18 protein-coding genes are annotated in these 18,500 nt (G+C 34.3%); 12 read left to right on the top strand and 6 right to left on the bottom strand.

Annotated elements, in window-relative coordinates; all coding sequences use genetic code 11:
• Nucleotides 1–4 precede the first annotated feature (4 nt).
• From VB776_RS22685 to VB776_RS22705, 5 genes are all read left to right on the top strand, one after another.
• Nucleotides 5–1,561 (top strand): acyl-CoA carboxylase subunit beta, encoded by a 1,557-nt coding sequence (locus tag VB776_RS22685; protein ID WP_323699156.1) that lies wholly within the window; start codon nt 5–7, stop codon nt 1,559–1,561.
• A gap of 138 nt (nt 1,562–1,699) precedes the next feature.
• Nucleotides 1,700–2,824: an AAA family ATPase gene (locus VB776_RS22690; RefSeq protein ID WP_323699157.1), complete on the top strand. Its 1,125-nt coding sequence runs from the start codon at nt 1,700–1,702 to the stop codon at nt 2,822–2,824.
• A complete protein-coding gene (locus tag VB776_RS22695) occupies nt 2,821–3,432 on the top strand; it encodes a DUF3226 domain-containing protein (protein WP_323699158.1) in 612 nt (203 codons plus the stop codon). The genes VB776_RS22690 and VB776_RS22695 overlap by 4 nt, the downstream gene beginning before the upstream one ends.
• Before the next feature lie 3 nt (nt 3,433–3,435).
• On the top strand, nt 3,436–4,506 hold the full coding sequence (locus VB776_RS22700) for a M42 family metallopeptidase (RefSeq protein ID WP_323699159.1): 1,071 nt from the start codon (nt 3,436–3,438) through the stop codon (nt 4,504–4,506).
• Nucleotides 4,507–4,622: 116 nt separating this feature from the next.
• Entirely contained in the window at nt 4,623–5,642 is a 1,020-nt protein-coding gene (locus VB776_RS22705) for an AraC family transcriptional regulator (RefSeq protein WP_323699160.1), read from the top strand.
• A gap of 141 nt (nt 5,643–5,783) precedes the next feature.
• Here the strand turns inward: VB776_RS22705 and VB776_RS22710 are convergent, their stop codons facing one another.
• The 3 genes from VB776_RS22710 to VB776_RS22720 all read right to left on the bottom strand — a co-directional run bounded on the left by VB776_RS22710 (nt 5,784) and on the right by VB776_RS22720 (nt 8,473).
• A complete protein-coding gene (locus tag VB776_RS22710) occupies nt 5,784–6,143 on the bottom strand; it encodes a DUF4260 domain-containing protein (protein WP_323699161.1) in 360 nt (119 codons plus the stop codon).
• An 84-nt stretch (nt 6,144–6,227) separates the two neighbouring features.
• Nucleotides 6,228–7,178: an NAD-dependent epimerase/dehydratase family protein gene (locus VB776_RS22715; RefSeq protein WP_323699162.1), complete on the bottom strand. Its 951-nt coding sequence runs from the start codon at nt 7,176–7,178 to the stop codon at nt 6,228–6,230.
• 173 nt (nt 7,179–7,351) lie between these two features.
• On the bottom strand, nt 7,352–8,473 hold the full coding sequence (locus VB776_RS22720; protein WP_323699163.1) for a redoxin domain-containing protein: 1,122 nt from the start codon (nt 8,471–8,473) through the stop codon (nt 7,352–7,354).
• Nucleotides 8,474–8,671: 198 nt separating this feature from the next.
• On the opposite strand from VB776_RS22720, the gene VB776_RS22725 reads away from it, so the two are divergent.
• Both VB776_RS22725 and VB776_RS22730 read left to right on the top strand, forming a co-directional pair.
• Nucleotides 8,672–9,457 (top strand): amidohydrolase, encoded by a 786-nt coding sequence (locus tag VB776_RS22725; RefSeq protein WP_323699164.1) that lies wholly within the window; start codon nt 8,672–8,674, stop codon nt 9,455–9,457.
• The gene (locus VB776_RS22730) at nt 9,457–10,089 is read left to right on the top strand and encodes a GDSL-type esterase/lipase family protein (protein WP_323699165.1); all 633 of its coding nucleotides are present in this window, start codon (nt 9,457–9,459) and stop codon (nt 10,087–10,089) included. Before VB776_RS22725 ends, VB776_RS22730 begins: the two co-directional genes overlap by 1 nt.
• Nucleotides 10,090–10,140: 51 nt before the next feature.
• Here the strand turns inward: VB776_RS22730 and VB776_RS22735 are convergent, their stop codons facing one another.
• The 3 genes from VB776_RS22735 to lysS form a co-directional block, all read right to left on the bottom strand.
• The gene (locus VB776_RS22735; protein ID WP_323699166.1) at nt 10,141–11,628 is read right to left on the bottom strand and encodes a Do family serine endopeptidase; all 1,488 of its coding nucleotides are present in this window, start codon (nt 11,626–11,628) and stop codon (nt 10,141–10,143) included.
• A gap of 245 nt (nt 11,629–11,873) precedes the next feature.
• Complete coding sequence (locus tag VB776_RS22740; protein ID WP_323699167.1) at nt 11,874–12,320, bottom strand: Hsp20/alpha crystallin family protein; 447 nt, start codon at nt 12,318–12,320, stop codon at nt 11,874–11,876.
• A 271-nt stretch (nt 12,321–12,591) separates the two neighbouring features.
• Entirely contained in the window at nt 12,592–14,304 is a 1,713-nt protein-coding gene (lysS, locus tag VB776_RS22745) for a lysine--tRNA ligase (RefSeq protein WP_323699168.1), read from the bottom strand.
• A 287-nt stretch (nt 14,305–14,591) separates the two neighbouring features.
• Here lysS and VB776_RS22750 point away from each other — a divergent pair, with 287 nt between their 5' ends.
• The 5 genes from VB776_RS22750 (at nt 14,592) to VB776_RS22770 (ending at nt 18,310) form a co-directional block, all read left to right on the top strand.
• Nucleotides 14,592–14,981 carry a LytR/AlgR family response regulator transcription factor gene (locus tag VB776_RS22750; RefSeq protein ID WP_323699169.1) on the top strand — a complete coding sequence of 130 codons (390 nt, stop codon included), beginning with the start codon at nt 14,592–14,594 and terminating at the stop codon, nt 14,979–14,981.
• Between the two features lie 241 nt (nt 14,982–15,222).
• Nucleotides 15,223–16,260 carry an aldo/keto reductase gene (locus VB776_RS22755; protein WP_323699170.1) on the top strand — a complete coding sequence of 346 codons (1,038 nt, stop codon included), beginning with the start codon at nt 15,223–15,225 and terminating at the stop codon, nt 16,258–16,260.
• A gap of 116 nt (nt 16,261–16,376) precedes the next feature.
• The gene (locus VB776_RS22760) at nt 16,377–16,931 is read left to right on the top strand and encodes a carboxymuconolactone decarboxylase family protein (RefSeq protein ID WP_323699171.1); all 555 of its coding nucleotides are present in this window, start codon (nt 16,377–16,379) and stop codon (nt 16,929–16,931) included.
• A gap of 63 nt (nt 16,932–16,994) precedes the next feature.
• Nucleotides 16,995–17,411, top strand: coding sequence for a nuclear transport factor 2 family protein (locus VB776_RS22765; protein ID WP_323699172.1), 417 nt, complete (start codon nt 16,995–16,997; stop codon nt 17,409–17,411).
• A gap of 20 nt (nt 17,412–17,431) precedes the next feature.
• Entirely contained in the window at nt 17,432–18,310 is an 879-nt protein-coding gene (locus VB776_RS22770) for a helix-turn-helix domain-containing protein (protein WP_323699173.1), read from the top strand.
• The last annotated feature ends 190 nt before the right edge of the window (nt 18,311–18,500 follow it).

Genomic DNA, 18,500 nt, shown 5'->3' on the forward strand with positions numbered 1-18,500 from the left:
GCAAATGAATACAGGTGGCAATCAAGCAAAATTTGATGAATTAGCAAAAAAAAATACAGAAGCTTTATTGGGTGGTGGAGAAAAACGCATAGAAGTTCAACACAAAAAAGGAAAGCTAACTGCTCGTGAAAGAATTACTTTATTATTGGATGAAGGTAGTTTTGAAGAAATTGGAAAATTCGTCATGCACCGCTGTAAGGACTTTGGTTTAGATAAAGAATATTATTTGGGCGATGGTGTTGTGACAGGCTATGGAACCGTAAACGGACGATTAGTGTATGTTTTCGCCCAAGATTTCACTGTTTTTGGTGGAGCATTATCTGAAAGTCATGCTGAAAAAATTTGTAAAATCATGGATTTAGCTATGAAAAATGGCGCACCAATTATTGGTTTGAATGATTCTGGCGGTGCAAGAATTCAAGAAGGCGTTACTTCCTTAGCAGGTTATGCAGATATTTTCTATAAAAATACTTTGGCATCTGGTGTAATTCCTCAGATTTCAGCTATCATGGGGCCATGTGCAGGCGGAGCAGTTTATTCGCCAGCCATTACCGACTTTATTTTGATGGTAGAAAATACTTCATATATGTTTGTAACAGGGCCAAACGTAGTAAAAACCGTAACCCACGAAGTTGTTACTTCTGAAGAATTGGGGGGAGCTTCCACACACTCCACCAAATCGGGCGTTACGCATTTTTCTTGTGCCAACGAAGTTACTTGTATCAACGACATCAAGAAAATACTTTCTTATGTTCCACAAAACTGCGAAGACCAAGCTCCTGCTTTACCTAATGAAGCTGGAAACGAAGAACGCAAAGAGTTAAATAGTATCATTCCAGAAAACCCCAATCAACCTTACGACATCAAAGAAGTAATTGAACATATTACTGATACAGATTCATTCTTTGAAGTACATAAAAATTACGCAGAAAATATTGTAGTAGGTTTTGCACGTTTGGCAGGCAGAAGTATCGGTATTGTCGCTAATCAACCAGCGGTGATGGCGGGAGTTTTGGATATTCAGGCGAGCCAGAAAGCAGCAAGATTTGTTCGTTTCTGTGATTGTTTCAATATTCCTTTACTTGTACTTGAAGACGTTCCCGGTTTTATGCCCGGCACTAATCAAGAGTGGGGCGGCATTATTACACACGGAGCAAAATTATTATATGCTTTCTGCGAAGCAACTGTACCAAGAATTACAGTAATTACTCGTAAAGCCTACGGCGGAGCTTACGATGTAATGAATTCAAAACATATTGGTGCAGATATGAATTATGCTTGGCCAACCGCAGAAATTGCCGTAATGGGTGCAAAAGGTGCGGCAGAAATTATCTTTAAAAGAGAAATTTCCGAAGCTGAAAATCCAGTTGAGAAACTCCAAGAAAAAGTAGATGATTATACTGAGAAGTTTGCGAATCCATACAGAGCGGCACATCGTGGATATATTGATGAAGTAATTCAGCCATCTGAAACTCGTCAGAAATTAATCCGTGCTTTTAAAATGTTGGAGAATAAAGTAACGAATTTACCAAGAAAGAAACATGGAAATATTCCTTTGTAGTTAAGTGATTAGTTATCAGTATATCTGTTATCTGGACGAAAAGATACAAATAACAGATAACAGCTAACAAATAACTTTCTTACCCCAAAGGCTTTTAAAACCTTTGGGGTTTTGTATTTTTGTGAAAATGACAAAATTATGGGAGAAAACCATTTAACATATTTCAAAATTGAAAACTTCAAAAGATTTGATTCTTTTGAAATGGAAAACCTTGGTCAATTCAACCTTTTGGTGGGCGATAATAATGTTGGAAAGACGAGTGTTTTGGAGGGGCTTTTGTTTGATGAGGATGGAGCAAAATTCTTAGTAAGATTAATTCATTGTCTTTTTACTAGAAAACTTCTTGTTGACGACCCTAATTTGAGTATTTCTCTTAACTTAAATTTATGGAATGCCTTTCCTAAAAAAACGACTAAGCCATTCGAAATCACTTTTGCGTATGTGGAATCACAAGATATAAGAAAAATTAAATGGGATTTAATTCCTTTTGCTGATTTAACTACTGAAGACTATAAATTATTGTCAAAAAAAAGTACTTTCCCAAGAGATGGGTTTCAGGAACTAGTGTTTAAATATGGTTTAAGATTTAGTTCTATTAATGGATTGAACAATTTTTATCCTTTATCTAACATTACTAACAATGAGCTTATTATTGCTATCAAAGATATTCAAAACTACATTCCTTTTATAGCAACTAGTGACAATTATGACTCAGATTTGTTAAATTTTTATTACAAGCAAATTAATACAGACAAAAAGAAAAGAAAAGAATTCGAGTACAATTTAAAAACTTTCATTCCTAAATTAGAGGAAATACGTACTCAAAAATTCTTTGATGATACAGAAATGTTGGGTGTTGTTCTTGAGGATGAAAACGGTATCTATCCAATAACAAGATTCGGTGATGGTACAATAAAACTTTCTCGTATTTTACTTGAGATTTTGATGGCAAAAGGTAAACGAATAATGATTGATGAAATAGATACTGGTATTCATTTTTCTCGTCTAAAAGATTTTTGGAAAATGGTTATAAAGCTTTGTAAACAATACGATGTTCAACTTTTTGCTACTACTCATAGTTTAGAATGTCAAAGATATTTTGTGGAGGCTTTGTCGGAATTAGGTGAAGAGTATCAAAAAGATGCCCGAAATATCAGTTTGTTAGAAAATGCTAAGGGAGAAGTACAGTCTGTGACTTTTGATTTTGAACAATTTGAATTTGCATTAAGTATTGGTGCTAATACGAGAGGAGGGCAAAGATGAAAAAGGTTCAAATCTTTGTAGAAGGCATTGCTGATGCAAAATTTTTGAAAGATTTTGTTGCTCACACTTATAAAATAGATTTAGAGATTGGGAAAGTTGGTAGTGAAAGTGCTAATCCAGCTATTTTAATTATTGGTGGTAAAGATAAAATTCCTAAAGTTTCAAATCTATTTAAAGAAAATGAAATCAATGAAATAGCCAATATTGTCATTTTTGATGCAGATAACTTTGCCGAAGAAAATTCAAAATTTGTCCAATATCAAACCAAATATACTATTGAGAGCTATTTTTTACTTCCCAATAATCAAGATGACGGAGATTTAGAAACTTTACTCGAACAAATCATCAATCGAGAACATCAGACTATTTTTGATTGTTGGGCTAGTTATGAAGAATGCTTACGTTCACATAAAGAGAAAAACTATACAATCCCAGCTCGCAAAACTAAGATTTACGCTTATTTAGAAGCACTTTTAGGTGAAAGTAAAAATCAAAAAAAGAAAATAAAAGAAGCAGAAAGAGATTATTCAAATACAAGCCACTGGCATCTGAATGCTCCTGCACTCAAGAATTTAAAAACATTTTTAGATAAATTTTTTATAGAATAAGTTATGACTGAAAACGCAAAAACATTCCTCTACGAATACCTCAACAATGCTTCGCCAACTGGCTTTGAAGCTCCCGGACAACAAATTTGGTTGGATTATATCAAACCTTATATCGACGAAACGATTATTGATGTTTACGGAACTGCCGTTGGGGTGATTAATCCTAACCAACCTTATAAGGTAGTTATTGAAGCTCATGCCGACGAAATTTCTTGGTTTGTCAATTATATCGACGATAACGGCTATATTTTCGTAAGAAGAAATGGTGGCTCTGATGCAGTGATTGCTCCTTCGATGCGTTGTAATTTACATACAAAAAAAGGCGTTGTTAAAGGCGTTTTTGGCTACCCAGCGATTCACGTGCGTGATTTGGCGAAAGACAAAGCTCCGACTGTCAATGATATTTTTATTGATTTGGGTGCTGCCAACAAAAAGGAAGTAGAAGAAATGGGCGTTCATGTAGGTACGGTCGTTACTTTTGAAGATGGGCTTACAGAATTGAACAATCGTTACTTCGTTGGTCGTGCTTTGGATAATCGCATGGGTGGTTTTATGATTGCCGAAGTAGCCCGAATGTTAAAAGAAAACAATGTTCAATTGCCTTTTACTTTGTATGTCGTAAATGCTGTCCAAGAAGAAATCGGGTTGCGTGGTGCTGAAATGATTGTAAGACGTTTGAAACCAGACGTTGCCATTGTAACAGACGTTACACACGATACTCAGTCGCCGATGTACAATAAAAAAGAGCAAGGTGATTTGAAATGTGGTTCTGGCCCTGTGATTTGTTATGGCCCAGCGGTACAAAACAATTTACGTGATTTTATCATCGACGTTGCCGAAGCAAAAGAAATCAAAATTCAACGTCAGGCTGTTTCTCGTTCTACGGGTACTGATACCGATTCATTTGCTTATGCTACTGAAGGCGTTGCTTCTGCTTTGATTTCTCTTCCATTGAAATATATGCACACGACTGTTGAAACTGTTTCAAAAGACGATGTACAAGCGGTTATTAACTTGATTTATGAATCTTTACTTGCCTTAAAAGGAAATGAAGATTGGCGTTATATAAAGTAATTTAGCTGTTAGCAGTAAGCTTTGAGCTTTTTTATTTTCATTATTTGATAAAATATTTCTATTAAAGTTATGGAAAATAAAAAGCTCATAGCTTAAAGCTAACAAGCCTCCAACCCATGAAAAACAATTCCCTCTCCGTTGCCTCTTTTAATCTGATTTTATATGCTGCCCAACAAAGAGGTGTAGACTATACTACTTTGTGCGAAAAAGTTGGTTTAACTACCGAAATGCTACAAGACCCAGATGCTCGTTTACCTATCAAAAAAGTACAAGTACTTTGGAAAGAAGCAGTTGAAATGACGGGCGATAAACATTTGGCTTTACATCTTGGAGAATCTATCAATACGGTTGCGGTCGGAATTTTGGCTTATGTGATGATGCACTGCCCTACTTTGGATAAAGCTTTAGAGAAACTTTGCCAGTATCAAGATATTGTTTGTGATGGTTCAAAAACCACTGTTTTTATTCAAAACGATTTGGTTTATGTTACGCTTACGCAACTAAGTGATGAAATGTTGTATCCTGAATATGCTTTTGAGTCTGAATTGTCTATTTATCACGCAGCCATGAAAGGAATGATTGGCAGAGATTTACCGCTAAAATCTGTTCATTTTAATTATCCAACTTACTCCGATTCGTCTGAATACCAGCGAGTTTTTCAAACGCAAGAAGTTGTTTTTGAAAGCAATTTCACAGGAATGGTTTTTGAAAAAAAGTACTTTCATTTGCCTATTATCAACGCTAATTCTAATCTTTTTTCTTTGTTTGATAAACACGCACAGAGTATTCTGGAAGGTTTGAAGCAAGACAATTCTTTTAAAGAAAAGGTGAAAAAAGAAATTTTGGATGGCTTAAAAGGCGAAGAACCTTCACTTTTTAATGTTTCAAGAAGTTTAGGAATAGGTTTACGTTCTTTACAAATGAAACTGAAAGAAGAAGGAGTTACTTTTCAGCAACTCCTTGATGAAATTCGCAAAAATTTAGCGCTTAAACATTTACAAGAATCACATTTAAGTACTACAGATATTGCGTATTTGTTGGGCTATTCTGAACCAAGTGTTTTTTCACGTTCTTTCAAAAAATGGACTGGACACACGCCAAATGTTTACCGTAAAAATCCTAAAATGGTAGCATAGGATTTCAGCGGTCGGATTTCGGGTTTCAGATTTTGTATTTATGCAAAATTTGGTTTAGGCTGTAAGTTATAAGCCTTTATTTAATATTGCTGTGTTATTGTGTTTGCCTAAAGCCTACAGCTTATCGCCTAAAGCAAATTTCTATTTCGCTGACTTCCCAATTTTTCCCAAATGCGTATTTTCAAAACTATCTTCATACTTTAGTCCATAGCCCATCATTCTGTCAAAAGCTGAGTGAGCAAAAAGGATTGTTCCCAACAATAAAACTCCTTGATTTTGTTCGTAAAAACCATAAGCTAAAATAGTAATTCCTAAAGCTTTGTGATGCACCAAATTGTACATCCACGCTCCTATTTTCGGGTTGATTAAGTAACCCAACATTCCTAAATCTGGTGTTAATAACAATGCTGGAAAATACCACCAAGCAAACTCTAAACGACTGAAAATCAATATTCCCAATATAAATTCAGCCAATTCTTCTAATTTTAAAATATTTTTCATGTTTGTTTTTTCTATAAAGTTTATTGTAAAACACTCAACACTCATGACTTGGAGTCATGGCATGAGTACAAGAAAGCTCAAAACTTATAACTGATTCTCCCTAAACCAATTCAAAGTTTCTGTAATGGCTTCATCCAAAGGCGTTTCTTTGAAATCAGGAAAAATACTTCTTACTTTTGTGTCATCTAAAAGTACAGTTCCTTCAAAAAGATAAAGCATTTCTTTTACTTCTTTCATCATTGGCATAAAAATTCCCAATACTGAAAATAACCATTTTGGATGAAGTTTTACTTTTTCAGGTGCATTTGCCAATCTTGAAATTCGGTTCAGTAAACCTTTCATCGTTGGATGTACTTGTCCGCCATAATTATAATTTTCATAAGGTTTTTGGATGCCTCTCTGCATCAATCTTACCATGATTTCAGCCGCATCTTTGGTAAAAACTAATTGATGAGGAATATCTTGACGAACCATATATGGTAGTGCTTCGCCTTTCAAAGCATTTATAAAAATGGGTTTGATACCATAATTCAATACATTTGGTCCCCAAAAATCTGGCAAACAAACATTGAGTACTTTACATTTGCCAGCATTAGCGGCATCTCGCAAGGTTTTTTCGATTTCTACTCGCAAAGCTCCTTTTCGTGTACATGGATTTTCTGGAGAATCTTCTTTAATCAAAGGCGTATTGCCATAATTATAAACATTTCCAGGAAAAACAATCATGGCTTTATTTAAACTTGCCGCTTCGATAATCTTATTTGTCACCACGTCCATATTCCCAAACCATTCATTATATGGATAATTGATGCCGTGAAAAATATACTTTTTGTCGGCGGCTACTTGTTTCAAAAGATTCAAATCTTGTGCATCTCCTTTAATAATTTCTACGTGATTAAAGCTTTGAAAAAGGTTTTTCGCTTTCACTGCATCACGAACGATTATGGTTACTGGGATATTTTTGCTAAGTAAATTTTCGGTAAAAGCATAACCGATGCTTCCTGTTGAGCCTAAAACTAAGATTTCTGATTTCATGTTTTTTGTTGTTTAATGATGATACAAAGTTGTCGGAAAGCCCCGAAATCGTCCTTGACCAATCATGCAAACAAAATGACATATTGCGAAAATCTTTCAAAACAAATAGCGGCTAAAACAGACTTCGAAGTCTGTTTTAGCCGCTATTTTAATATTTATATAAAATTTACTTGCTAATAAACTCTTCCAACAGATGGATTATCTACAATAATTCTCTTCATTTCTTGCGGATTAATCGTTCCTTGTTTTTGATAAACAATTTTTCCATTCGGTTCTACCAAAAGTGTATAAGGTAAAGCTCCTTGCCACTTTGGGTCAATTAATTCTATCAATTTATAAGCATCATCTGAATTAAAAATATAGTTTTTGGTCGAAGCTTGTAATCTTTTTAATGTAGCCAAAGCTTTGTCTTTTTTATCAGGTTTATCTGCCGAAATCGTCACTAATTCAAAATCTCTTAAACGATACATCCTATTTATCGTCATAAAATCTGGTAATTCAGCCACGCAAGGTCCGCACCAAGTAGCCCAAACATTGATTAAACGTAATTTCCCAGAATCATTTTTCAATAAACTCTTTATTCCTTCTTCATCAATGGTTTCTAAACTGACTGGCTCTTTTGCCCAATCTATTTTTTCTTGAGCAGCCAATTCTCGTTTTCCTCCCCACTTTACCGAACAACCAAACGTTTTTGTCTTACTTATTGACACTGGTTTATCGGCTAATAATTCTTCGATAGCCCTTCTTGTATCATGATTTTTAGGAGTACCTGTTGGTTTTTCTACATCATCAATTCTACCTGAATACCTCAATATTCTTTTTTGGTCGAATATGAAAACATGTGGCGTAGCAACTGGTCCAAACTTTTTAGAGGCTTCTTCTGTGTCACCGTCATATAAATACGGAAAATTAAATTGGTGTTCTTTGGCTCTTACTTTCATGTCGTTGAAACTATCGCCTAAATCGGTGTAACCCATTTCATCCAAACGGACACTTACTGGATCGTTTGGCGAAATCGCAATTACTTGTACTCCTTTAGTTTTATACTCTGTCACCAATTTCTTAATGCGTTCTTCATAAGCTTGTGCCGTTGGACAATGATTGCAAGTAAAAACTACGACCAATACTTTAGCTTTAGCAAAAGTATTCAGCGAGTACATTTTACCATCGGTAGCTTTTAAATTGAAATTAGGAGCTGGCGAACCTATTTCTAAAGTTGGATGCTCTTCAATATTTTTGAAGCCAAATATTCCTACGCAAATAGTTAATAATAAGAGGATAAGTATTCTTTTCATTTTTTTAAAATTGTTTTTTATGCTTCATAAAAGATAGAAATTTTTCTTCATGGATGTATCTTGTTTTGTTAGTTAAGTTTCCAGTTTCCTTTTAAATCAAACATATTCTACGAAATCAAAACTTGATTGAGCCACATAAAATGAGTATTTTTGAAAAATAGCTTTCCTTATTTCCCTTTCTTAAACAATTCTAATTGTATGCAAGACCTTTCCATAACACTCATCCAAACTGATTTATATTGGGAAAATTCAACTGCTAATTTGGCAATGTTGGAAGAAAAAATTGCGATGATTTCTACACCAACCGACTTGATTGTATTACCTGAAATGTTTAATTCTGGTTTTACAATGAATGTTGAACAAGTAGGTGAACCCATGAATTTTTTCGTACAAAAATGGATGAAACAACAAGCTGCACAAACAAATGCAGTTGTCACTGGAAGTTTTATTGCCAAAGAAGGTGAAAAGTATTTTAACCGTTTAATTTGGATGCGACCAGATGGAAGTTTTGAACAATACGACAAACGACATTTATTTAGAATGGGGGGCGAACATCATTACTTTACTAGTGGTACGCAAAAATTAATTGTAGAATTGAAAGGTTGGAAAATTTGCCCACTCATTTGTTATGATTTACGCTTCCCAGTTTGGTCAAGAAATGTAAATCAAGCTTACGATTTATTGATTTATGTAGCCAATTGGCCAGCGGTGCGATCAAAAGTTTGGGATACGCTGTTACAAGCACGAGCCATTGAAAATCAAAGCTTTGTAATTGGAGTAAATAGAGTGGGAAAAGATGGAATGGATTTAGTTTATTCAGGAAATTCTACCATGATTGATTTTAAAGGAAATCATCTTTTCTACCAAGCAGATAGCGAAATTATTGAAACACAAGTACTCAACAAAAAGAGTTTAGCAGAATTCAGGGAACAGTTTCCTGCTTATTTAGATGCTGATTCTTTTGAAATTAACAACCTTTTATAATGCAAAAAAAGTTACTTACTTTTTCTTTAATCTTAAATGTAATACTTATCCTAACAGGTGGAACTTTAGCTTTTAAATTCAAAGAAAAACTGCATAAATATTTATTCCCGCCTGAATCAAACAACATTTTATTAGTGGGTGATTCTTTATTAGCACAAGAAAATTGGGCTTTACTTTTAGAAAGGAACGATATTACGAATTTGGCTTATGGTGGGGCAATTACTTTATATATTCTAAAAAACATAGAAGTATTGAGTCCAAAAATAAAACCTAAAATATGTGTGATTGAAGGCGGAGTAAATGATTTATTAGCTGGCGTTCCCGAACAAAGAGTTTTTGAAAATTATATTAAGATGATTCATATCCTTCAAAAACAACAAATTAAGCCCATTGTTAATGCCGTTATTTATACCAATTTGCCTGAAATTAATCATCAAATAACGATTTTGAACCAACAACTGGCAAGTTTTTGTCAACAAAACCAAGTGGTTTATATAGATGCCAATCAAGTTCTATCTGAAAAAGAATCATTAAAAAACCAGTATTCCTTAGATGGCATTCATTTAAAACAAGTAGCTTATCCACTTTGGGCAAAAGAACTTTCAAATGCAATTAAAAAAATGGAGCATTAAAAAACCTGTAAAGCTTAGCCTCACAGGTTTTTTAATGAAATATTAGAATGACTAAAGTACCATAATTACACGAGTACCGTCCACATCTATTCCTTCGATTTTAACTCTTCCTTTACGGTTAGCCAATACGTCAGCCACTTCTTTAGCATCAGTAATCGCTTTATCATCAATTTTTGTGATTACAAAACCTTTGTCGAATCCTTGGTAACCTAAACGTCCTTCAGGATCAATTTCTGTGATTTTAGCACCACCACTTACTTTAAATTTAGATTTTTCTCCATCTGTTAAATTAGAAAGTTTCGCTCCAAGAAAATCACTTTTTACAGCATTTCCTGCCACTTCTCCTTTTACAATGTTTGTATTTCCATCTTTGTTTTTCAATACTACATTGAAATCTTTCAAAGAACCATCACGATTTACCGTAACAACTACGGTTTCACCTGGACGCTTGCGACCAACCAACTCCATCAATTTTGACATTGATTTCGTTTCGATACCGTCGATTTTTACAATTACGTCATTTACTTTCAAACCTGCTGATTGAGCAGAACTTCCACCAGTCGTAGGAAAACCTCCTACATAAACACCGTCGCTTACTTTCAAATCTTTTTCCTCAACCAATTTGGCATTTACTTCTGCAATATTGATTCCTAAATATCCACGTTGAACATTTCCGTATTTAATTAAATCTGCTGCTACTTTTTTAACGATACTTACAGGAACAGCAAATGAATAACCTGCAAATTGACCTGTACGACTATAAATTGCAGTATTAATACCAATTAATTCACCTTTCAAGTTTACTAAAGCACCACCAGAATTACCCGGATTTACAGCAGCATCCGTTTGAATAAATGATTCTAATGGATTTACATCTTTGTCACGGTCAATAATATTTTGGCGTCCTTTCGCTGAAACGATACCAGCCGTAACAGTCGATTCTAAATTGAATGGATTACCAACAGCCAAAACCCACTCTCCTACTCTAATACCATCCGAATCACCGAAAGTTAAGAATGGCAAATTATTACTTTTCACTTGAATCACCGCAATATCAGTAGCAGGGTCAGTACTGATAACTTTTGCTTTTAATTCACGCTTATCGTTCAAAATTACTGATACTTCATCTGCATCTTGTACTACGTGGTTGTTCGTAACAATGTAGCCATCTGAACTAATAATTACTCCTGAACCTGAGGCTTCTTGTGGTTCTTGTTGTTGACGACGACCACCTCCTCCAAACCCCCCGAAGAAATCTTCAAATGGATCCATCATTTGGCGGCTCACATTACGAGTCATTTTTGTTTTAATATGCACTACAGCTGGTGTTGCCTTTTCGGCAGCAAAAGTAAATTCCCCCGGTGCTCCCGCTGGTAAAGCTCCAGCATTCGAAACCATTCTAGTAAAAGCTGAAGGCGTATTAGTAAATAGAGAATCTGATGATGATTTTTCTAAAAAAAGCTTATAGGCTCCAAGCGTAGTAGCACTACTCAATACTCCGGCTATAGCTAGGTTTTTAACATTATTTTTAATTTCCATGGTTGTGATATTTTGTTAAATTTTACAAAACAGTTAAAGATTGAATAAATCTTTCGGTCTTTCATTCACATCTGCTAATTTAACGCAAAAACTTTTTTTAAGGTGCATCGCTTTAGGGCTTTTTAACAAATTTTAAGAAAAATAGCGATGAGTTTTAAGCCTTAAGCTAACAGCTATGAGCCATGAGCTTTAAAATATCAAAAATTTTCAAACTCATGACTCATAACTGTTAGCTCATTCCTAAATTAAGCTACTGCAATTTCTTTTATTGCTGGCTTGATTTCTTCTTTTTTAGGTAAATTGATATTCAAAATACCATCATTATAAGTTGCTTCAATTTTTTCGCCATCTACTGATTTCGGCAAATTGAATGTTCTTTGGAAAGAAGAATAATTAAATTCTTGACGAGTATATTTTTCTGTTTTTTCTTCACTTGATTCTTCTTTTTTGGTTGAAATACTCAAGCGGTTTTCGTGAAGACTTAATTTGAAATCCTCTTTTTTCAAACCAGGTGCAGCTACTTCAATCTGAAAAGAGCCTTCTACTTCTTTTACATTCACTGCTGGAATATTATTGAAAGCTAATTGATGATTTTGTTTTGAAGGATACATAGTGTCTAGATTTTTTAAAACGTTATTGAAATCTTCATTGAAAAATTGGAATGCTGGGTTATTGAATCTTACAAGTTTCATGGCTTTATTATGTTTAAATGTTTTTTGATTTGATGTTTAATATGAATTATCCATTTTAAATTGATGGACATCCCTTTTATTTCAAATCTTATACCAGCCAATAAATTACGCCATTTTGTCTGCTATTACGTATTTAAAAAAATATTTACATGACAAAATAGCCGAATCGTAAAAATTAAGATAATAAAATTGTCATTAAGGATTAACTAGAATCACAATAAAAATGTGAGTAAACAAAAACGGCTACCTCAATTGAAGTAGCCGTTTTTGTTTACTCAAACCATTTAAGAACGTCGCCCTTGGCAGGGATTGCAATATCTAATTTTAGTTTTTTACGCATTCCGCCCAAATCATTAAATACTTTATTCGGGTTGGCTTCTTTCAAAGCAGTAATCGTCATAAAGCCCATTTTTTGAAGTACTGGAATCCATTCTGTTGGTACACCAATTGCTTCATATTCTTCATTCGTAGAAAGTTCTGCTTTCTTCTCTGGACGCATCTGAGGGAAGAACAATACTTCTTGAATCGTTGTTTGGTTAGTCATCAACATCGTCAAGCGGTCGATACCAATACCGATACCAGCTGTTGGTGGCATACCGTATTCTAAAGAACGAAGAAAATCTTCATCCATCGCCATCGCTTCATCGTCGCCTCTTTCCGCTAATTTGAGTTGCTCTTCAAAACGTTCACGTTGGTCGATTGGGTCATTTAATTCTGAATAAGCATTGGCAATTTCTTTACCATTTACAAATAATTCAAAACGCTCTACCAAACCAGGTTTACTACGATGCTTTTTAGTCAATGGCGACATTTCAACTGGATAGTCAATAATGAAAGTCGGTTGAATCAAATTGCCTTCTACTTTCTCACCAAAAATTTCGTCAATTAATTTACCAGTTCCCATTGTAGCATCCACTTCAATTCCCCACGATTTGCAATGCTCACGAAGTGTAACTTCGTCCATGCCTTCCACATTAACACCAGTATATTTTTCAATTGCTCCTGCAATCGTCAAACGAGTAAATGGTCCAGCAAATTCAATTTCGTTTTCACCAACCTTTACTTTTGTTTGTCCATTAGTAGCCAAAGCAACTTTTTCGAAAATTTCTTCCGTAATTCCCATCATCCAATTGTAGTCTTTATAAGCTACATAGAACTCTAACGAAGTAAATTCTGGATTATGAGTTCTGTCCATTCCTTCATTACGGAACATTTTACCGAATTCATAAACGCCATCAAAACCTCCTACAATAAGTCGTTTCAAATACAATTCATTGGCAATACGCATGTACAAAGGCATATCCAATGTATTATGATGTGTTTTGAATGGACGAGCAGAAGCTCCACCGTGAATAGGTTGAAGAATTGGCGTTTCTACTTCTAACCAACCTCTTTCATCAAAAATTGAACGCATCGTCGTTACAATTCTTGAACGCTTCAAAAATATTTTTTTTACGTCTGGATTAACAATTAAGTCAACATAACGCTGACGGTAACGAGTTTCAGGATCTGTTAAACCATCAAATACATTACCATCTTCATCACGTTTTACCACTGGTAACGGACGCAAAGATTTATTAAGAATCTTGAATTCAGTAACGTGAATAGAAATTTCACCCGTTTGAGTAGTGAAAACATAACCTTTTACACCAATAATGTCACCGATATCCAATAGCTTTTTGAATACAGTATTATAAAGTGTTTTGTCTTCGCCAGGGCAAAGGTCATCTCTACGAAAATATAATTGAATACGACCAGTAGCATCTTGCAATTCAGCAAATGATGCACTTCCCATAATACGGAAAGACATTAATCTACCAGCAATCGAGATGTTTTTATAATCAATCTTATTGTTTTCGTAATGCTGCTGAATATCTTCAGTAGTTACATTGATTTCGTATAGTTCAGCTGGATAAGGGTCAATTCCCAACTTCATCAATTCTTCTCGCTTTTGTCGGCGAAGTACTTCTTGTTCTGAAAGCATAGTCGTTGTAATATGATTTGCAAGAAAATCACAAATCTTGTTTTGCTACAAAATTAAGAATTATTCGTGTGTTCTTCAAACCCTAAAAGTTTTTCTAAATTTTTGTTACCATTTTCAAATGCTTTTGCGACTAACAATTTGTAGTACCAAAAGCTAGTTTCATCATAACGTACAAATACGCTAATTTACCCATAGAGTATTTATACGCTAAAATATTGATAACAAAGGCATTTGTTTTGTACTATGCAATACTATTCATCAAGGTGATTTTTGCAAACCAAACAACTATGAACTTACCAATACAAACCAATTTTTTATATTCTCCTAAGCGTTTTAATAGAGAAAAAAACACAATTATTTATTTAGAAAGAGGAAAAACAGAAATTTACATTGAGGAAATCTTAATGTGCAAAGGTGAAGGCAATTATACTTATGTTCACTACAAAAACGGAGAGAAACATTTGTTCTCAAAAACATTAAAACAATTTTGTGAACTCTTTGAGCCTTACGATTTCTTAAGAATTAGCAGATCAGTACTCATTAATTTAAGATACTTGAAAGCCTTTAATACTGTAGAAGAACTAAGTGTAATTATGATTAACGAACAAAAAATAGACATTGCCCGAAGAAGAAAGGCAGAGTTTCAAGATACAATAAGAAGATACTCAAAAAGATAATTGAACAATCATCTTTTGAAAATTATTATTTAAAAACAATAAATATTAGTGGTTAGGTGAAAACGACAGCTTCCTGAATTTTTCGGGAAGCTGTTTTGATTTAAAATACTTCAAAAACAAGCTGATTTCTACCCTTTTCTACAGGCTAATTCTTTTATAAAAAACGAACCCATTTTCTCTTTTTTGTATTTTATCATCAAGTAATTTACTTGTTGACACATAAAAATTAAACCAATTTAAAATGGAATACAGACAATTAGGTGCATCGGGCTTGGAAGTGCCTGTGCTAAGTTTTGGTACTGCTACTTTTGGCGGTGGAAATGATTTCTTCAAAGCTTGGGGAAGTACTCAAGTGGAAGAAGCAACTCGTTTAGTAGATATTTGTTTGGAGGCAGGTTTAAATTTCTTCGACACTGCCGATGTTTATTCTCAAGGACTTTCAGAAGAAATTCTGGGCAAAGCTTTGGCTGGTAAAAGAGATAAATCTTTAATCTCTACCAAAGCTACTTTTACTTTTGGCGATGGGCCGAACAATCAAGGTTCTTCTCGTTTTAGGTTAATCAAACAAGTGGAAGGTAGTTTAAAACGCCTTAATACTGATTATATCGACCTTTATCACATGCACGGTTTTGATGGCAATACGCCTGTTGAAGAAACTTTACGTGCTTTAGATGATTTAATTCAAAGTGGCAAAATCAGATACATTGCTGCTTCCAACTTTTCGGGTTGGCATTTAATGAAATCGCAAGCAATTGCCGATAAATATGGTTGGAATAAATATGTAGGACATCAAGTATATTACTCTTTAGCAAATCGTGAATACGAATGGGAATTAATGCCTTTAGGTTTAGACCAAAAAGTAGGAGCAATCGTGTGGTCGCCATTGGCGGCTGGAAGATTAGGTGGAAAGTATCGTAGAAATCAGCCACTTCCACAAGATAGTCGTGTGGCACAAGGCGGAAGTCCGATTCCAGAAGCAGTTATTAATGAAGAAGTATTTTATAATACTATTGATGCTTTATATGAAGTAGCCGAAGAAACAGGCAAAACAGTAGCACAAGTAGCGATTAATTGGGTTTTACAAAGACCAACGGTTTCGAGTATCATCATCGGTGCAAGAAATGAAGCTCAACTTCGCCAGAACCTTGAAGCAGTTGGCTGGAATCTTAGTACAGAACAAATCAAAAAATTAGACCAAGCCAGCGAAATACCAACTATTTACCCATATTGGCATCAAAGACAAAATTTAAAACTAAATCCTTTGCCTAAGTTTTATTAAATTTCGGCAGGGAAAATCGTCCATCATGTTGCGTAGTTTCTCCATGTTTTAAGCCTTTAAGTTCTTGCAACTTTGTATTGTCAATAAGGACAAAACATTTAAACTTAATAAACAACATGGCACGTTTAACAGCAATTAATCCAGAAGTAGCCACAGGTAAAACAAAAGAACTTTTTAATGCCATTCAAGGTAAATTGGGAGTTGTTCCTAATATGATGAGAACAATGGCAAATTCTCCAGCTTTTTTAGAAAGCTATTTGCATCTAAGCGGAGCATTAGCGGGTGGTACTTTGGGAGCAAAAACAGGTGAATTAATTGCTTTAGCAGTATCAGAAAGTAATGCTTGTGATTACTGTTTGTCGGCACATACATACATTGGAGCAAACTTGGTAAAAATTAAACCTGAAGTAATAGAAGCTGCAAGATTAGGAAATGCTTCTGATGTAAAAACAGATGGCGTCTTGAAATTGGCAAAAGCCTTAGTAAGTAAAAAGGGCTTATTGACTGATTCTGAGGTAGAAGCTGCCAAAGAAGCTGGACTTACAGAAGGCGAAATTGGAGAAGTAGTTGGTCATGTAGCATTGAACATTCTTACAAATTACTTCAATAATACTGCACAAACTGAAATTGATTTTCCAGTAGTTAATGCACATCAACTTGAAACGGTTTAATTTAATAAATGAATAAAGGTAGTTGTTCCCAAAAGCAACTACCTTTATTTTTAAGACAAAACAATGGATAATAAAAGATACCCGCTTCCACCGTTTACGATGGAAACTGCTTTGCAAAAAGTACAAGCTGCCGAAGATGCTTGGAATACGAAAGACCCAGAAAAAGTTTCTTTAGCTTACACTATTGATACAGAATGGAGAAACAGAACTGACTTTATTAATGGTCGTGAAGAAGTAAAAGCTTTTCTGACTCGCAAATGGGAAAAAGAATTAGACTATAAACTCAAAAAAGAATTATGGGGCTTTCGTGAAAATAGAATGGCTGTACGTTTTGAATACGAATGGCACGACCATTCAGGACAATGGTTTAGAAGTTATGGCAATGAACTTTGGGAATTTGATGAAAATGGGTTAATGCAAAAACGCTTTGCCAGCATCAATGATTTAACCATTTCAGCATCTGAACGTAAATTGATTTAATACAACACATTATTTTGAATATGTCAACGCAATCTGTTTTTACGCTAGTCAATCCACACACAGGAAACCTCGCTTTTAAGATTTTTTCGTTTGAAGATAATCGCCATTTCGACCATTTACAACGCCATAATTATTACTCATTGATTTGGGTGAAAGAAGGTAGTGGAAAACTAAAATCTGACTTTTCGGAGTATGATTTTTCAGGAAATACGTTGTTTGCCTTCTCGCTTTATCAGCCTTTTATGCTTTGCACTGAAAATATTAGTGGAGTTGCTATTCAATTTCACCCAGATTTTTTTTGTATTCATAAACATCATAGCGAAGTCGCTTGCAATGGCGTTTTGTTCAACAATATCTATCAGCCTCCTTTTACTTTGATTGATGAAACCTCTTCCTTGGCTTTCGAAATGTTATATGAACAAATGCAAAGCGAAATGCAAAATCCAGCCTTAGCTCAAAATGAATTATTGGTTTCGTATTTGAAGATATTTTTGATAAAAGCTTCACGACTAAAAAACGAACAGACAGCAAATTATAAAACAACTTTATCAGAACTAAAAGAACCTTTTATTCTGCAAAATCTCAAAGATTCTATTGAAAGTAATTTCAAAGTAAAACATTCTCCAAGTGATTACGCCGAAGACTTAAACATTTCTGCAAAAGCTTTAGCCAAAATCACTAAAACCTATTTCAATAAAACTTTAACGGATTTAATTGCCGAAAGAATTGTAATTGAGGCCAAAAGAGAATTGTACTTAACCAATAAAACCGTGAAGGAAATAGCCTTTGAATTAGGCTATGATGATGAATATTATTTCAGTCGATTTTTTAAAAATAATGCAGACGTTTCACCACAATTGTTTAGAGAAACCGTTGGCTTTGGAAGGAGTATGAATTAATAAGGTGGCGTTTCAAAAAAGACGCACAAACTAACTTTTAATGAAAAATGATTTTGATAATTGGTGCGTTATTTAGGCTTCCCTTGAAAATTGTTTTTCGATATTGATTTAGAATAAAATCCACTCATATTCTGGGTGGATTTTTCATTTCACTTACGGTGATTTATTAAAAAAATACAATTTTATTTGA

The organism is Arcicella gelida, from assembly GCF_034931025.1.
GTDB lineage: Bacteria > Bacteroidota > Bacteroidia > Cytophagales > Spirosomataceae > Arcicella > Arcicella gelida.

Coding starts and splice junctions, on each gene's coding strand:
- VB776_RS22770 (WP_323699173.1), top strand. CDS start 17,432: ATGTCAACGCAATCTGTTTTTACGCTAGTCAATCCACACACAGGAAAC.
- VB776_RS22750 (WP_323699169.1), top strand. CDS start 14,592: ATGAACTTACCAATACAAACCAATTTTTTATATTCTCCTAAGCGTTTT.
- VB776_RS22755 (WP_323699170.1), top strand. CDS start 15,223: ATGGAATACAGACAATTAGGTGCATCGGGCTTGGAAGTGCCTGTGCTA.
- VB776_RS22715 (WP_323699162.1), bottom strand. CDS start 7,178: ATGAAATCAGAAATCTTAGTTTTAGGCTCAACAGGAAGCATCGGTTAT.
- lysS (WP_323699168.1), bottom strand. CDS start 14,304: ATGCTTTCAGAACAAGAAGTACTTCGCCGACAAAAGCGAGAAGAATTG.
- VB776_RS22695 (WP_323699158.1), top strand. CDS start 2,821: ATGAAAAAGGTTCAAATCTTTGTAGAAGGCATTGCTGATGCAAAATTT.
- VB776_RS22730 (WP_323699165.1), top strand. CDS start 9,457: ATGCAAAAAAAGTTACTTACTTTTTCTTTAATCTTAAATGTAATACTT.
- VB776_RS22740 (WP_323699167.1), bottom strand. CDS start 12,320: ATGAAACTTGTAAGATTCAATAACCCAGCATTCCAATTTTTCAATGAA.
- VB776_RS22685 (WP_323699156.1), top strand. CDS start 5: ATGAATACAGGTGGCAATCAAGCAAAATTTGATGAATTAGCAAAAAAA.
- VB776_RS22720 (WP_323699163.1), bottom strand. CDS start 8,473: ATGAAAAGAATACTTATCCTCTTATTATTAACTATTTGCGTAGGAATA.
- VB776_RS22690 (WP_323699157.1), top strand. CDS start 1,700: ATGGGAGAAAACCATTTAACATATTTCAAAATTGAAAACTTCAAAAGA.
- VB776_RS22735 (WP_323699166.1), bottom strand. CDS start 11,628: ATGGAAATTAAAAATAATGTTAAAAACCTAGCTATAGCCGGAGTATTG.
- VB776_RS22705 (WP_323699160.1), top strand. CDS start 4,623: ATGAAAAACAATTCCCTCTCCGTTGCCTCTTTTAATCTGATTTTATAT.
- VB776_RS22710 (WP_323699161.1), bottom strand. CDS start 6,143: ATGAAAAATATTTTAAAATTAGAAGAATTGGCTGAATTTATATTGGGA.
- VB776_RS22700 (WP_323699159.1), top strand. CDS start 3,436: ATGACTGAAAACGCAAAAACATTCCTCTACGAATACCTCAACAATGCT.
- VB776_RS22725 (WP_323699164.1), top strand. CDS start 8,672: ATGCAAGACCTTTCCATAACACTCATCCAAACTGATTTATATTGGGAA.
- VB776_RS22765 (WP_323699172.1), top strand. CDS start 16,995: ATGGATAATAAAAGATACCCGCTTCCACCGTTTACGATGGAAACTGCT.
- VB776_RS22760 (WP_323699171.1), top strand. CDS start 16,377: ATGGCACGTTTAACAGCAATTAATCCAGAAGTAGCCACAGGTAAAACA.